The sequence below is a fragment of the Campylobacter sp. CNRCH_2013_0898h genome (assembly GCF_025772965.1).
GTDB lineage: Bacteria > Campylobacterota > Campylobacteria > Campylobacterales > Campylobacteraceae > Campylobacter_D > Campylobacter_D lari_D.
This window is the reverse complement of sequence record NZ_JAKMTD010000014.1, coordinates 14,854-29,725: the sequence shown is the minus strand read 5'-3', so window position 1 is coordinate 29,725 and position 14,872 is coordinate 14,854. Positions and strand designations below refer to the sequence as shown.

14 protein-coding genes and 1 pseudogene are annotated in these 14,872 nt (G+C 27.1%); 9 read left to right on the top strand and 6 right to left on the bottom strand.

Features of this window, described 5'->3' with window-relative positions; all coding sequences use genetic code 11:
- Positions 1-57: 57 nt before the first annotated feature.
- Positions 58-1,134 carry a flagellar biosynthesis protein FlhB gene (flhB, locus tag L8X50_RS07505; protein ID WP_133319972.1) on the top strand — a complete coding sequence of 359 codons (1,077 nt, stop codon included), beginning with the start codon at positions 58-60 and terminating at the stop codon, positions 1,132-1,134.
- Here flhB and L8X50_RS07500 read toward each other — a convergent pair.
- Entirely contained in the window at positions 1,126-1,905 is a 780-nt protein-coding gene (locus L8X50_RS07500) for a sulfite exporter TauE/SafE family protein (RefSeq protein ID WP_263660817.1), read from the bottom strand. The two genes, flhB and L8X50_RS07500, sit on opposite strands and share 9 nt — an antisense overlap.
- A gap of 111 nt (positions 1,906-2,016) precedes the next feature.
- Between L8X50_RS07500 and L8X50_RS07495 the strand changes: the two genes are divergently transcribed.
- The 7 genes from L8X50_RS07495 to L8X50_RS07465 are packed head-to-tail and all read left to right on the top strand — an operon-like array spanning position 2,017 to position 8,459.
- Positions 2,017-3,153 carry an N-acetyl sugar amidotransferase gene (locus L8X50_RS07495; RefSeq protein ID WP_133319970.1) on the top strand — a complete coding sequence of 379 codons (1,137 nt, stop codon included), beginning with the start codon at positions 2,017-2,019 and terminating at the stop codon, positions 3,151-3,153.
- Positions 3,150-3,761 carry an imidazole glycerol phosphate synthase subunit HisH gene (hisH, locus tag L8X50_RS07490; protein WP_133319969.1) on the top strand — a complete coding sequence of 204 codons (612 nt, stop codon included), beginning with the start codon at positions 3,150-3,152 and terminating at the stop codon, positions 3,759-3,761. The genes L8X50_RS07495 and hisH overlap by 4 nt, the downstream gene beginning before the upstream one ends.
- Position 3,762: 1 nt before the next feature.
- Positions 3,763-4,503, top strand: coding sequence for a HisA/HisF-related TIM barrel protein (locus L8X50_RS07485; protein ID WP_263660816.1), 741 nt, complete (start codon positions 3,763-3,765; stop codon positions 4,501-4,503).
- On the top strand, positions 4,500-5,561 hold the full coding sequence (locus L8X50_RS07480) for a DegT/DnrJ/EryC1/StrS family aminotransferase (RefSeq protein WP_263660815.1): 1,062 nt from the start codon (positions 4,500-4,502) through the stop codon (positions 5,559-5,561). Before L8X50_RS07485 ends, L8X50_RS07480 begins: the two co-directional genes overlap by 4 nt.
- The gene (locus tag L8X50_RS07475; protein ID WP_133319980.1) at positions 5,558-6,223 is read left to right on the top strand and encodes a class I SAM-dependent methyltransferase; all 666 of its coding nucleotides are present in this window, start codon (positions 5,558-5,560) and stop codon (positions 6,221-6,223) included. Before L8X50_RS07480 ends, L8X50_RS07475 begins: the two co-directional genes overlap by 4 nt.
- A 5-nt stretch (positions 6,224-6,228) precedes the next feature.
- Entirely contained in the window at positions 6,229-7,173 is a 945-nt protein-coding gene (pseG, locus tag L8X50_RS07470) for a UDP-2,4-diacetamido-2,4,6-trideoxy-beta-L-altropyranose hydrolase (protein WP_263660814.1), read from the top strand.
- Positions 7,170-8,459 carry a CDP-alcohol phosphatidyltransferase family protein gene (locus L8X50_RS07465; protein ID WP_263660813.1) on the top strand — a complete coding sequence of 430 codons (1,290 nt, stop codon included), beginning with the start codon at positions 7,170-7,172 and terminating at the stop codon, positions 8,457-8,459. The genes pseG (L8X50_RS07470) and L8X50_RS07465 overlap by 4 nt, the downstream gene beginning before the upstream one ends.
- On the opposite strand, the gene L8X50_RS07460 is transcribed toward L8X50_RS07465, so the two are convergent.
- From L8X50_RS07460 to pseF, 5 genes and pseudogenes are all read right to left on the bottom strand, one after another.
- A complete protein-coding gene (locus L8X50_RS07460) occupies positions 8,449-9,606 on the bottom strand; it encodes an ATP-grasp domain-containing protein (RefSeq protein WP_412175487.1) in 1,158 nt (385 codons plus the stop codon). The genes L8X50_RS07465 and L8X50_RS07460 overlap by 11 nt on opposite strands.
- 9 nt (positions 9,607-9,615) lie before the next feature.
- Positions 9,616-10,044 (bottom strand): annotated as a pseudogene (gene pseH, locus L8X50_RS07455) (UDP-4-amino-4,6-dideoxy-N-acetyl-beta-L-altrosamine N-acetyltransferase); the annotation flags it as partial.
- On the bottom strand, positions 10,041-10,865 hold the full coding sequence (gene pseG / locus L8X50_RS07450) for a UDP-2,4-diacetamido-2,4,6-trideoxy-beta-L-altropyranose hydrolase (protein WP_263660812.1): 825 nt from the start codon (positions 10,863-10,865) through the stop codon (positions 10,041-10,043). The pseudogene pseH and the gene pseG (L8X50_RS07450), both read right to left, overlap by 4 nt.
- On the bottom strand, positions 10,862-12,763 hold the full coding sequence (locus tag L8X50_RS07445) for a motility associated factor glycosyltransferase family protein (protein WP_263660811.1): 1,902 nt from the start codon (positions 12,761-12,763) through the stop codon (positions 10,862-10,864). The genes pseG (L8X50_RS07450) and L8X50_RS07445 overlap by 4 nt, the downstream gene beginning before the upstream one ends.
- A 115-nt stretch (positions 12,764-12,878) precedes the next feature.
- Entirely contained in the window at positions 12,879-13,565 is a 687-nt protein-coding gene (gene pseF / locus L8X50_RS07440; RefSeq protein WP_263660810.1) for a pseudaminic acid cytidylyltransferase, read from the bottom strand.
- A 62-nt stretch (positions 13,566-13,627) separates the two neighbouring features.
- Here pseF and L8X50_RS07435 point away from each other — a divergent pair, with 62 nt between their 5' ends.
- Positions 13,628-14,869, top strand: a complete 1,242-nt coding sequence (locus L8X50_RS07435) for a DUF2920 family protein (RefSeq protein WP_263660809.1) — start codon at positions 13,628-13,630, stop codon at positions 14,867-14,869.
- The last annotated feature ends 3 nt before the right edge of the window (positions 14,870-14,872 follow it).

Genomic DNA, 14,872 nt, shown 5'->3' with positions numbered 1-14,872 from the left:
TTAGCAGATACTTGATAAAATGCTATAATCTTGCTTTAAATTTTTTAAAGGTTTTTTATGGCTGCTGATGATCAAGAGAAAACAGAAGAACCCACATCCAAGAAAATAGAAGATGCGCGACAAGAAGGAAATGTCCCAAAAAGTCAAGATGCATCTGCTGTGGCTGTACTTATTATAGCTGTGGTTGTGGTGTTGTTTATGATGCCTTTTATAGGTGAGAGAATTAGCGGTTTATATCGTTTTTATCAAAGTTTTATAGGTATTGAAATTGATTTAAAGATTTTACAAAAAATCATTATAAAAACTATGATAGAGATGTTTATTATGGTATTGCCTATTACTTTAGTAATTATGGTAGCGGGTGTGCTTGGAAATCTAATGCAGTTTGGTTTTATTTTTACTACTAAGCCCATTACTCCAAATTTTAATAAAATTAATCCTATTAACGGGCTTAAAAATCTTTTTTCTTTAAAAAAGATTATTGAAGCTTTGAAAATTATACTTAAAGTCGGTGTTGTATTTGGTATAGCTTTTGTTTTTTTATTGCAATTTATGAAAGAACTTCCTAGAGTAGAACTTTATACGATTTATCCACAACTTTTATGGCTTAGGGATAAAGCTATTATACTTGCAGCTATTGTTATCATAGCTTTTTTGATTATAGGGCTTTTAGATGTACTTTTGGTAAGGTATCAATACTTTAAAAACTTACGCATGAGTAAGCAAGAAGTTAAAGATGAATTTAAACAAAGCGAGGGAGACCCTTTAGTAAAAGGAAGAATTCGTCGTTTGCAAATGGAAGCAGCAAGGCGTAGAATGGTGCAAGACGTTGCTAGTGCTGATGTTGTGATTACTAACCCTACCCACTATGCGGTTGCTTTGCGTTATGATAGTTCCAAAGAAGCTGCACCAAAAGTTTTAGCTAAAGGAGTGGATTTTTTAGCTTTGCGTATTAAAGATATGGCATATGAATACAATGTTATGATTTATGAAAATCCTCCTTTAGCTAGAGAACTTTATAAAGCTTGCGAGGTAAATGATCTTATTCCACCAGAGCTTTTTAAAGCAGTGGCAGAGGTTTTAAGCTTTGTTTATACTTCCAATAGACAAAAATTTGCCGATAGATTAAAATAAATTTAGCTTTTTAATTAAGCTTATAATGGTCATAGTTATAGAAAGGGTGTAAATACCTAAAAGTGCTATGCGGTGGGATTTAAGATTGATTTTTTCCATGATTTTTATACCAAGATAAACTCCTAGCATAGAGCTAAATCCTACTAAGCTTCCATTTTGTAACACTTCTTTATCAATGATGTCATTATATACAAAAGAACTAATTCCTGAAATTGAAGCAAATATTACAAAAAATAAACTAAGTGGCACTACTTTTTTAGTATCATAGCCTAAAAAATAAGCTAAAATAGGGGTAATTAAAAGCCCACCACCAATTCCTAAAGATATAGCAAAAATTCCTGTAAATACGCCACAAATTAGCAAAATAGAATTTTTTAAGATATTAGAGTGGTTAATGTTTCCAATGGTGCTTTTTTGATTAAAAGCAAATTTTAAAAAGAATGCAATACTCATGCATAGAAAAATACTTGTTAAGGTTATATCTGAAAAATATGAGAGTAAAAGCCCGCTAAACATCGCACCTAAAAAGCCTCCAAAGCCTATGATAAGTCCATCTTTTAAGATTAAATTTTTCTTTTTATAGTTTAAATAGGAGCCAAAAATAGAAGCAAAAATCATTTGTACAACAGAAATTGCAACAGCATGATGAGAGCTAAGTCCTAAAGTAAGCATGAAAGGAACGATAATCATACCACCACCTATGCCAAAAACCCCTGAAGCCATACCTGAAAAAATTCCTATAATCATATAAGGAAGTAAAGTTAAATCCATAATTTATAAACCTTTAAATAAAAAATATTGTAACAAAATAAAATTTATTTATCTTTAGAAAATATAATCATAGTCGATTTATGATGATTATAAAGATTTTTTGGAGTTAATATGAAATTTTGTAAAAAATGCGTTATGCCAGATACTAAGCCTGATTTGCATTTTAATGATGAGGGAATTTGTGATGCGTGTTGCTCGCAAGAAGCTAAAAATCATGAGATAAATTGGCAAGAGCGTGAAAAAGAATTTCTAGAACTCGTTAAAAAATATAAAAAACATCCTGTGTATGATTGTGTGATAGGAGTAAGTGGTGGTAAGGATTCTACCTTTCAAGTTTTAAAATGTCTTGAACTTGGACTTAATCCTTTGTGTGTTTGTTTTGAACCAAGTATTCCTACTAAAATAGGTAAAAAGAATTTAAAAAATTTAAATAATCTTGGTGTTGATTTAATCCATATCAAAAGAAATCCTTTGGTGTATAAAAAATTAGCCCGCGAAGCTTTTATAAGAACGGGTGATAATGAATGGCAAAACCATTTGGGGATTTTTACATGTGTTCCAAAAGTAGCTGTTGCTTTTGGTATTCCTTTGATTATTTGGGGGGAAAGTCCGCAGATTGAGTATGGTGGGCCAGCTAGCTCTAAAGAAAAAAACACTTTAGGTAGAGAGTGGCTTGAAGAATTTGGCGGACTTTTGGGTAATAGAATTTCTGATATGATTGGTGTTGATGGTATTAGAGAAAAGGATTTATATTTTTATACTTATCCAAGTGATGAAGAGCTTCAAAGAGTAGGAGTTACAGGGTTATTTTTGGGATATTATTTTAAATGGGATTATAAGTATAATTTAAAAATATCTAAAGAAAATGGCTTTAAAACTAGTACAAAACCAGTTGAAACTACTTATGAGAATTTTGAAAATTTAGATTGTTATTCAAATCATGTGCATGATTATTTAAAATACTGCAAATATGGTTTTGGAAGAGCTACGGATAATGCGTGCTTGGATATAAGACTTGGCTATATTAGCCGTGAAGAGGGCGTGAGACTTGTAAATAAATATGATGGAAAGCCACCTAAAAAGGCTATTAAGAAGTATTTGGAATTTAGTGGTTTTAGTGAAAAAGAATTTGAAAAAATTGTCGATTCTTATACTAATAAAAAGATATTTAAACGCGATGAAAATGGTAAATTCTTAAGAGATAGTGATGGATCATTGATAAAAAAAGATGAGTTTGTTTTGAAATGATTTGTATTGTTGATTATCATCTTGGAAATTTTAAATCTGTTTTGAAAGCTTTTGAAAAACTTAATCAAGAAGTGATTATAAGTTCTAAAAAAGAAGATATAAAAAATGCCTCTAAATTAGTTTTACCAGGCGTTGGATCTTTTAAACAAGGTATGGAAAATTTAAAAAAACTTGCACTAGATGAGCTTTTAAAAGAATGTGTTTTAAAAGATAAAAAGCCTATTTTGGGGATTTGTCTTGGTATGCAACTTTTTGCTAGTAAGGGATATGAGGGCGGAGAGTGCGAAGGGCTTGATTTTATAAAAGCAAAGGTTTTGAAATTTGATTTAAGTAAAGAAAAATTATTGCATAGTGGTTGGGATGATTTACAATTTAGTGATAAAAAAAGCAAGCTATTTGATGGAATTTTAGAAAAAAGTGATTTTTATTTTGTGCATTCTTATTATGTAGAGTGTTTAGAAAGTGTGGAAACTTCTTTTTGTGAGTATGAAAAACCTTTTTGTGCAAGTTTTGAAAAAGATAATATTTTTGCTGTGCAATTTCACCCTGAAAAAAGCCAAAATGTAGGTTTGAAACTTTTGGAAAATTTTGCAAATTTAAAGGCCTAGTATGCTTAAAACAAGAATTATACCTTGCGTGTTATTAAAAGATCATCAGCTTGTAAAAAGTATCAATTTTTCTTCTTTTAGGACTATAGGGCATGTAATAAGCACAGCTAGGATATATAATGCTAGAAATGTTGATGAGCTTATAGTTTTGGATATCAATAAAAATGGTGTTATAGATTTTGAAAGCTTAGAAGATATAGCTAATGAGTGCTTTATGCCTTTAACCATTGGAGGTGGGATTAAAACTTTAGAAGATATTAGAAAAGTATTAGATATAGGTGCTGATAAAATTAGTATTAATTCTATGGCTTTGCAAGATCCAGATTTTGTCAAAAAGGTGGCAAATACTTTTGGAAGCTCTTGTGTAGTATGCTCGGTTGATGTAAAAAAAGACAAAAATAAATTTAAAGTTTTTAATAATGAAATTTTAGATATTGATCCGCTAGAACTTGCATTAAAATACGAATCTTTAGGAGCAGGGGAGATACTTTTAACAAGTGTTGATAAAGAAGGAAGTTCTTTGGGATATGATTGGGAATTACTAGAGTATTTCAAAGGTAAATTAAAAATTCCACTTATTATCAATGGAGGGCTTTATAAACCTCAAGATGGGGTAAAGGCCATACAACTTGGTGCGAATGCATTAGCTGGTGCTTATATATTTCATTTTAGTCAATATACTCCAAATGATGTTAAAAATGAGCTTTTAAAAAATGATATCCCCGTGAGGATTGCCTTATGATTGTAAATCAATTTCAAGAATTAGAATCAGAAATTGCTTATAAATTTAATGTACATCATTGCCTATATACTCATTCTGGAACTAGTGCTTTATATATTAGTTTTTTATATATAAAATCGTTAGGCAGGACAAAAATTTTAATTCCAAATATTATATGTCCTCAGGTAGTTATAGCAGCTATTAGAGCAGGATTAGACTATGAATTTTGTGATATTAGTTTAGATGATTATGTAATGGATTTGGACAGTATAAAACAAATTTATAAAATTAATAATTTTGATGCATTATTGTTAGCTCATGTTTATGGACATATATGCAGCAATGATATTATCAATTTTTGCAAATTTCATGATATATTTATTATTGAAGATTGTGCTCAAACATATAAAGTTAATCCACTTTGTGATTTATCTATATTTAGTTTTGGACATACAAAATTTTTAGATAATGATTTTATGGGGGGGGGGATATTAAGTATGAATGACTTAAGTAAGTTAAGATGTATTAATAATACTCTTGCTAGTCCTATTCTTGATGATTTAGATTATAATTTACAAGAATATCGCAAAGAATTTTATAATCTAGACAAATCAAATGATAATTATTTTACTAAATTTCAAGAGTTATTGTTAAAATATACAAAATTTTACAAAGTAGAACAATATAATTTTATTTTATACAAAAAATTAGAACAATTAGAGCATATATGTAAAAATAGAATTAAAAAGATGCAAATATATAAGCAAGAAATGATTCATGATTTAATTATTCATCCAAAATTGTCACATAATAGTATTGCATGGAGGTATACCTTTAGATTTTTGGGTGATAGAGAAAAATTATTAGTAAATTTAAGAAAAAATAATATTGATTGTAGTTCTTGGTATATAGGATGTAATAAAATTTTTAAAAAAAAAGCATTGAAAAATAGTATTATTTTGGAAAATCAAATAGTAAATTTATGGCTTGATGAAAAAACTAGTATGGAAAAAATTCAAGACAATATAAAAAAAATACTTTACACCATTCACAATCTCTCTTTAAAGGATAAAAAATGAATAATCAAGAAAAATGGACACAGCTTCATGGGAATAGCAAACATCAGCCAATATATCCTCATGATATTTATATAAAATGTGTATTTAAGAATTTTAAAAAAGAGTCTAAAATTTTAGATCTTGGTTGTGGAGCAGGTAGGCATGTAAAATTTCTAGCAGAAAATAATTATATTACATATGGTTGCGATTATTCACATAGTGGAGTTAAACATACAAAAGAATTATTAAATCAATATAATTTAAAAGCTCAAGTTGAATTAGCAAATGTTAATGAACTTCCTTATGAAAATGAATTCTTTGATGGAATTTTGTGCTGGGGAGTATTATATTATAATAACAAAGAAGTTATAGAAAAAGCAGCTTGTGAGATTTATAGAGTTTTAAAACAAGATGGCAAAGCTTTTGTTTTAACTCGAAATTTAAATGATTATAGATATAAACATGGAGTAAAAAATAATGATAAATACAGCATAACAATACAAGAAAACAATCCAAAACGTTCAGCTTATGCTGAAAATGGAATGAATATGTATTTTTTTGATAAAGAAGAAGTGAAAAGAGTTTTTTCTATGTTTAACAATATAGAAATAAATACTCTAGAAATATATCATGAAAATAATAATATTTGTGATAGTGATTATGTGATATTGTTAGAAAAATGAAGAAATTGTTAATATATACTAATGGAGGATTAAGTATAGGACTTGGTCATATTATGAGAACTTTACTTTTGGCTTCTAAATTAAAAGAAATCTTTAATATAGTTTTTGTTAGTTTAAATAAAAATAATTTTATTTCAGGCCATAGATTGATCAAGGATTCTTGTTTTGAATTAGTTTTAATTGACAAATCTGAAGATATTATTGATATTAATTCTAATTATTTATTATGCGATGATTGTATGATAAATGATGATTTTTTTACTTATAGTAAAAAATATTTTGAGAAGATTATATGCATAGATGATGAGTGTGTATTAAAATACTATGATGTTGATATTTTAATCAATCCTAATCCCTATGCAAAGGAGTTACAGTATAATACAAACATTGCAACAAAATTATTATTTGATTATCAATTTTTAAGAGACGAATTTTATAAAAAAATACCTATTAAAATTCGTCCTGAAATAAAGAATATTTTATTAACTTTAGGTGGAAGTGATGATAAAAATTTAACTTATAAAATTATTAGTATTATTTTACCTTTTATAGAAAAAAACAATATTACTTTAAATGTTGTTATAGGAGGAGCTTTTAAGTTTAAAGATGAACTAATAAAAATTAGACATAAAAATATTGTGTTTTTTCAAAATCCAGTAATGTCTGATTTAATGGTTAAAAACGATATAGGAATTTGCGCTTGCGGACAAACTGTTTATGAATTTTTATTTTTAAAAATACCTATAATTGGTATAGTTTTAAGTGAAGATCAGAAAAGATTAGCCCAATATGGAAGTGATAAAAATATACTATATTATGCTAAAAATATAAAAGATATTGCTATTTTTTTAGAAAAAAGTAATTATAATAATAGACTAAATATGCAATATAGCATGAAATCATATAAAAAATATGAAAAATTAGAGAAAATAATTGATGAGTTGTTATGAAAAAGATTGATATAAATGAAAAATTGAAAAAAGATCAAAGACTTGAAAAGTCATATTATCCTACAGAATATTTAATACGAGTTTTGATTATACAAAAATTTATTTTATTTCCTTTATCTAAAACAAATATCACACCAAATCAAATTACTATCGCTTCTTTGATAGTAGTTGTATCCTCATTTTGTGTTATTTTTTTTAAGTATAATTTGTTTTTAGCTGGAATTTTATATTTATTATATTCTTTTTTAGATCACTGTGATGGAATGCTTGCGAGATATAAAAATATTCAGTCTAGAAGTGGCAAATTACTTGATGAATTAGTGGATAATATAGCTTTTAATGGAATTTTTTTAATTGCATATTTTTCATCTTTGATAACCTTTTTTGAATGTTTTTTGGTTGTGTTGAGTCTTAATTTGCATGCATTAATTACATCTCAATATATAGTTAAAAAATTAAAAAAAATAGAGAATTTGCAGCGTTTTGGTTTAAAAAAGAAACTTATGGATATGGGGTTTATATTAGGAATTGATGCTAGTTTATTAGCTATTTTCATAAGCTTAGGGTTGGTTTTTAATATTTTTCCATTTATTTGTTTTTTTCTAAGTATAATTTATATTGTCGATTTGGTTTATAGGCTTTATGAGTTATATTTAAATTTAAAGATAGATAGAGAAAGAAAATATTGGTCAGATTTTTATAGAAATAATCAGATTCCTTTTGAACCGTCTTTGTTTGCTAGATTTTGTTTAAAAAAATATTTTATGGGCAAAAAAAATCTTTTAGAGCTTGGGTGTGGTAATGGACGAGATGCGCTTTTTTTTGCTAATAATGGTATTGAAACTACAGCTTTAGATATATGTTTAGAAGAAATAAATTATTTAAAATCACATTATGTAAAAAACAATTTACAATTTTTATATCATGATTTTACAAATTTTAAGAGTATTAAAAAATATGATATTGTATATTCAAGGTTTACATTGCATAGTATTAATGGAGAGCAAGAAAAAAATTTACTTCCTTTGGTATATGAAACTTTAAGAAAAGATGGATTGTTTTGTATTGAGGCAAGGGGTGTTAAAAATTCTTTATATGGTTTAGGAAAAGTTAGCTTTGATGGTTTTATATATGATGGCCATTTTAGAAGATTTTTAGATTTAGATGATTTAAGGTTAAAACTAGAAAATATAGGTTTTAGTATATTGTTTGCTAATGAAGATAAAGGCTATGCTCCATTTGAAGAAAAAGATGATTTTTTTATTAGAATTGTAGCTAAAAAATAGCATTTATGTATTTATCTGGATTTTCATTTTTTGGAATTTTTATATAATAATATCCCTTAGAGTCTAATAATGATGAGGAGTAGTTAAATTCTGTTGATTTGTTTATAAGGACATGATCTTTTACAATCATATTTGGTTTATTTTTCTTTAAAAATTGGTAAAATTCAAAATCTTGTTTAGTGAAAATCATTTTTACTAAACAATAGTGTTGCTCATCTATTTTGTAATTTTGCAATTTCTTTTTTAATATACTTTGCAATATTAAGGTATTATAGTTTAATCCTATGGAGTGTTCAATTAATACATTTCTCCAACCGCCAGCTCGACTAGCAATTTCAATTATTTTTACATTATTATTGTTTATTTTTAGCTCAATATGGCATGCACCATATTTAATTCCAAAAGCTTTTAAAGTTTTTAATATAATTTTTTTTATAATTTTTTCATTCTCTTTTGAAATTCTAGCAGGAATAAGTTGTTGAGTTTCTAAAAAATCATCTTTATTTTCATCATCTCGTAGATATTCTTCTGTGATAGCTAGAATTTGATGTTTTCCATTTGAAGTAATTGTTTCTACGCTATATTGCAAACCTTCTATCACTTCTTCGACTAAAACGATTTTATTGTAAGAAATTTCTTTTGCATTTAAGTATGCTTTTGTAAGTTGCTGTATATCATATACTTTCACCACACCTCTACCTGCACTTCTATCACTAGGTTTTACAACTAAAGGAAAATTTATTTTTATATTTTTTAACTCATTTATATTGTATATTTTTTCATATTTAGCTGTGGGAATGTGATATTTTTTAAAAATATCCTTCATTCTTGATTTGTCAGTGGTATTAAGAGCAACCTCATAAGAATTTAGTCCCAAATTTAAATGTTCACCTACATAACAAGATGTTATATTTCCCAATTCTGTAGCTGTTGTACCTATACCTACAATATTATATTGCTTAGCTAATTGTAAAATTTTTTCTTTCTCATGAATGCTTATAAGATGAAATATATCAGCTTCTTTTTTTAAAAAACATTTATTATCATAGTCAAATACATGTGTTATGAAGTATTTTTTTACTTCATGCAAAAAATCTGCTTGAAGACTCCCTCCTCCTATGATAAAAAAGTGTTTTTTTGTTTTTATGTCATTATCAAGATAAAATAATTCTTTTTTTGTCTTAACAATCTTAAAACCATGTTTTAAATATAAATTCAAAGCTTTTGTATTTTCTTTGAAAACACATGCGTTTAAAGTTTGAATTTTTAAAACATTGAAAGCATAGTTTTTAACTTCTTGCATTAAAAGCTCACCTACACCTTTTTTTATGCCATAAAGCCCAAATTCACAAGAAAGTTTAGTGATATTGATAAAATCAATCACGCCTATGATATTTTCATCATCATATACTAAAAAATATTTTTTAGTTGCGTTTGTTTTTAAGCTAGATAAAAAGTTTAAATGCTCTTCTAGGCTAATATTTTGCGTTTTCATAAATTTAGCAATGCTTTCATCGTTACGCCATTTTAAAACAAGTTTGATTTCTTCTTGAGTCAAATGGATAAAATCTTTTAAAATTATCATATAAAATTCTCCACTTCATAGCCTTTTTTAGCAAGCCATGTTGCAAGTTTTTCTTGATTTTTAGCATAAGCTATGGCTTTAAAATTTGCTTTTAAAATTAAAGCTTCATTTACCAATGAACTTGCGCTAATGATGAGTTTTTTGCTTTCATTCATCAATCTTGCAAGATTAGATTGGTCAATGAGAATTTGTATATTAGGGTTTTTTTGGCTTAATTTTCGAAGCGAGTTTAGATGAGAATTTGCTTTTGTAGTAGCTATGATGATAGTTTTGTTTTTGTTAAGTTTGTTTGCTATATCAAAGGAAATATTTTTTGGATCACTTCCTCCTATACAGATAAAATAATCATAAATTTTTTCTCTTTTTATCTTGCTTTCTTCATAAAACTCATCGCGTATTAGAGCATAGGAAAAACCACATCTTAATTCACAATATTTTGGCACTAAATTCTCATAATCACTTTCTTTAGCATAAGCATTAACATTTAGTAAAATGTCACAAAAATGTTCTTTTATCTCATCATCAAAACTTAGAATTTTAACCCCTGTTTCTAGCTTGATGAGTTTTTCATCATCTGCAGTAATTTCATAATGATCAATAATCAAAAGATCAAATTTTTCTTTTTTGATGAGATTGATTAGCTCATATACACTAGCACTTGTTAGCTCATATACAGGATAAGGAATTTCATCTATCAAAGAGCCTTCTAGAGCTAAACATGCAAAAGATACATCATGATATTGCTTAGCTAACAAAAGATCTCTTTTGATATGTCCGTGTCCTATGGTGCTAGAACTATCACTTCTAAAAAGAACTTTCATTTGATTTTATGTCCATATCCTCTTTGTATAATGGTTTCTTGTAGTGGAAGTATGCTTTTATGCAAGGTTTGCTCATGGGCATCAATATGGGCTATAATTAACTCAAGCCAATCAATATGTTCTTTTATCCATAATAGAGATTTATTATACACATCATCTTCGTTTATAGGATTTAAAACATAAATTTTAGCAAGATTGAACTCAAACTGCATGAGTAGTGGATTTAGAGTTTCGTATAATTCTTGTATGTTGTTCTTATCTTCAATACTTGATTTAATTTCATCTATGCATTTTATTAGAATATTTAGATCTTCTTGAGTTTGGATATTTTGATATGATTGTTTTAAATTTATTAGTTGTTCTTTGAAAGTTTTATTTAAATTTTGGCAATGCGAAATGCTTTTTTTGATTTTAGTATGTGCTTTAAGCATTAATTCATTTTGCTTGTTTAAAGTTGGATTTTCTAATGAAGTAAAAGGCTTTTTTAGTTCTTTTGTTAATAATTTTTCGCATATTTGCTTAAAAGGCTTTTCTATGGCTCCTGCAATTCTAGCACCACCTTCGGTACAATTGTAAACAATTGTATTATAATGGTTAAAATAAACAATATCACTTTCAAAATTTTGGCGGAATAAGATCCAAGCGAAAGAACTTTGTACTACTCCTTTTCCTCCATAAGCTTCACATTCGTATTTCCCATAATCTCTTTTATAATATTTTTTGGTTTTATAGCTATCTGTAAGATAAGTGTAATCATTTGAATGCGAAACTCCACTTTCGCTATAGGCCAAATCTTGTCCAATTAAAATAATGTTTTTATGTCCAAGATCAAATGCTAAATTAGACGCCATATTTGCAACACTCCATCCAGTTCCAAGATAACCATAAGAATGTAATTGCATGAAATATAAAAATTTTACTTCAGTGGCTAAAACTAACATATAATTTCTATTATTGCTATCTAGATGTTTTATTGTATCAGGGTGGGTATATGATTTAAGAATAAATACTATATCTTTGTCAAAATCACCAAAATCATTATTGAAAAATTCACTAGTTAGTTTTATTCTTTCTAAAGAAATAACATAATCAGGTTTGATATTATGTTTAGCCAAGATAGGGTAAGCACTATCTGCACAAAAAATAGTAGCTTTATTAGCGTATTGCTTTAACAATGGAAGTTGTTTAGAAAGACTTGGTCCGGTTGAAACAATGATTGCTGTATCACTTAAGTTTTTTCTTTTTTGTAAGAGCTCTTTGTAATTTGGATGGGTTAACATTTTAGGAAGATTATAGGTAAATTGCTCTATACCTTGAAGTGCATCAAGAGGTGAGTTGCCACATTTTAATACAGCTTTTTTTAGATGTTCAAGCATGTTGTTGTTAATTATTAATACATCATCATGATATCTTTCATAATAATCAGAATGTAGTTCTAAAAAATATGTTCTTGCAAAATTCAGCATAGGTTGTTGTTTGCACATTAGCTCATAATCAATTGTATTTAAAGTATTGGTATCAGCTATCACCAATCTAGCTTCTTGTAACTCTTTGCTAAAATCCATCACACTAAAAGCACTATGGATAATTTCTAAGTCTTTTTCAAAAACAATAATAATTTTATGATGGGGATTTTGCAAAAGAGCTTTATATAAAATTCCATTTCCAAATCCATAAAAATATAATACAGGATATAAACGATATTTTTCATTATAAATTTTTAACATAGCATTTAATTCATCTAAAGGGTTTTTATAAATTAGAGTATTATCTTGAGTATTTAAAAAATTTATATCTAAGCTATCATTACCTTGAATAATCTTGTATTTTGATTTTTTAATAGCTGATAAAGTTTCACTTAATTTTGTTTTTATGCTTTTGATGTTTTTTTGTAGCATAATATTTCCTTATTATATAACTAAAATTACTTTATTATACTTTAAATTTAAAAAGAAAAAGCTTATATTATATAAAATAGAAATTAAAAATTAAAGACTATAGAATTTATAATTTCTATTGTTGAAATCTATATAATATTTTAGCAAATTCTAAGTCTTCAAAAGTGTCAATATCGCAAATTTTATTTCTTGGAAGTAAAAAAGCTTTAGAATGAGATTTAAACATAAAATCTTCTTCTAGCCATGCTTCTTTTTTTCCAAAGTAAAATGCACCACCATCATGGTAAGCTTTGGTGAGATCTTGTGAGCGTTTATCATAATTTGACTCATCAAACATATAAACTTTATTTTGATCATCAAGGTAAAAACCTCTTTGTATAGGGTATTCAAACTCACAAGCTGAAAATAAAAATTTACATTCTTCTTGACTAAATTGTTCAAAAGCTTCTTTTAAGATAAACTCATCTATAAGTGGAGCAGTTGCGTATAAGCAACACACATTTTCATAGATTTTACCTTGTTTTTCTAGAGTGATGATGGCATCTTGTATTACAGCGGTTGAACTTGCATAATCATCACTTAGTTCTTTTTTACGCACAAAAGGAGCCTTAGCACCATACTTTAAAGCCACTTCTATGATCTCATAATCATCACTTGAAATAATTACATCATCAAAAATACCTGAATTTAAAGCACTTTCTATGCTATAAGCAATCAATGGTTTTCCCAAAAAATCAATAATATTTTTTCTAGGAATACGCTTAGAACCACCGCGTGCAGGGATAATACAAAGATTTTTCATGATTTCTCTTTAAATTTATAAAAAAGTAAGTATAATTGAATTTTTATTTTAAAAGGCTTAATATGCTCATAAATCAAACTTATTTCATAGACTCTTGTGATGATGTAGAATTAAATATAAAAAGAGAAAGTAAATTAGAATTTCAACTTATATATGATGATACAAAAGAAATTCAAGCTATAATGTGTATCATTCAAGGACTTGGTGCTGATATAAGAGATCCTGTTTTAAAATTTAATATGGAGTATTTTGCATCAAAATATAATGTAGCAGTTTTGAGTGTAAATTATCATGGTATAGGTAATCGTCCTCAAACTGGAGCACAATGGTATTTAGATGATATTGATAAACTTATTTTTGATGCAAGCTTAAAAGCTATTGACATAGAAATTCCTTATGATATATCAAAACTTAATACTTTTGAAGAATTTCATCCTGCTATGGAATATCTTAATAAAGAAATTCAAAAAAAGAAAGACGCTTGGGATTTTGATAGAGATTATTATTTGGATTTAAGTGTGAGCTTAAAACTTACAAATGATGAATATCAAAATTATGGTATTATGCAAACAATTGATATGATAAATACTTTGCTTTATGTAAAAGCGAATATTTTTAAAAATAAAGATTTAAAAACCATTGTAGTAGGGGTTTCACATGGTGCTTATATGGGTATATTATCTGCAAAGATAGCTCCGTGGACTATAGATGCAATTATTGATAATTCTTCTCATGTGACGCTTGATGGAGATGCTTGGAGATATATAGGTTTTGGAAAAGAAGTTGATTTTACTCAGTATTTTTGTTTCGGAACTTTTCACTATTTTAATAATATTAGACTTTGTGCTTCTGAAAAAACACTATGGACTACAAACAAACAATCCCCTTATTATTTTTCACCTGCTAGAAAACTCATTAGAGAAACACTAAATAAAGATCATCTAAATATACAAGCAAAATATCCAAATCCAAAATATATTGCTTATCATTCTAAATTTGATGAATATGTTCCTTTAGAAGAAAAAGAAGAATATGTTAATATCTTAAAAGAACATGGACTTGATGTTGAATTTATAAAAGTTATAGATGAAAAACAAATAGATGGCAAATTTATTAAAGACTTAACTCATGGTATGGGTATACCTATAAAACTACTTATAAAAAAACACTTACCACAAATTTTACAAGAGCCTTTAAAAGATAAAACTTGTAAAAAAGAAATCTCATACAAGTGCGATGATTTGATATATACCTTTAAAGAGGAAAATGATCAAATATTACTTGATGTGCAAAAATTAAACTAAAAG

Bases quoted from the DNA above. Each gene is read 5' to 3' on its own strand.
- pseG (WP_263660812.1), bottom strand. From the start codon at position 10,865: ATGAAAGTTCTTTTTAGAAGTGATAGTTCTAGCACCATAGGACACGGA.
- hisH (WP_133319969.1), top strand. From the start codon at position 3,150: ATGATTTGTATTGTTGATTATCATCTTGGAAATTTTAAATCTGTTTTG.
- L8X50_RS07495 (WP_133319970.1), top strand. From the start codon at position 2,017: ATGAAATTTTGTAAAAAATGCGTTATGCCAGATACTAAGCCTGATTTG.
- L8X50_RS07475 (WP_133319980.1), top strand. From the start codon at position 5,558: ATGAATAATCAAGAAAAATGGACACAGCTTCATGGGAATAGCAAACAT.
- L8X50_RS07445 (WP_263660811.1), bottom strand. From the start codon at position 12,763: ATGCTACAAAAAAACATCAAAAGCATAAAAACAAAATTAAGTGAAACT.
- flhB (WP_133319972.1), top strand. From the start codon at position 58: ATGGCTGCTGATGATCAAGAGAAAACAGAAGAACCCACATCCAAGAAA.
- L8X50_RS07435 (WP_263660809.1), top strand. From the start codon at position 13,628: ATGCTCATAAATCAAACTTATTTCATAGACTCTTGTGATGATGTAGAA.
- L8X50_RS07485 (WP_263660816.1), top strand. From the start codon at position 3,763: ATGCTTAAAACAAGAATTATACCTTGCGTGTTATTAAAAGATCATCAG.
- L8X50_RS07480 (WP_263660815.1), top strand. From the start codon at position 4,500: ATGATTGTAAATCAATTTCAAGAATTAGAATCAGAAATTGCTTATAAA.
- L8X50_RS07465 (WP_263660813.1), top strand. From the start codon at position 7,170: ATGAAAAAGATTGATATAAATGAAAAATTGAAAAAAGATCAAAGACTT.
- L8X50_RS07500 (WP_263660817.1), bottom strand. From the start codon at position 1,905: ATGGATTTAACTTTACTTCCTTATATGATTATAGGAATTTTTTCAGGT.
- pseF (WP_263660810.1), bottom strand. From the start codon at position 13,565: ATGAAAAATCTTTGTATTATCCCTGCACGCGGTGGTTCTAAGCGTATT.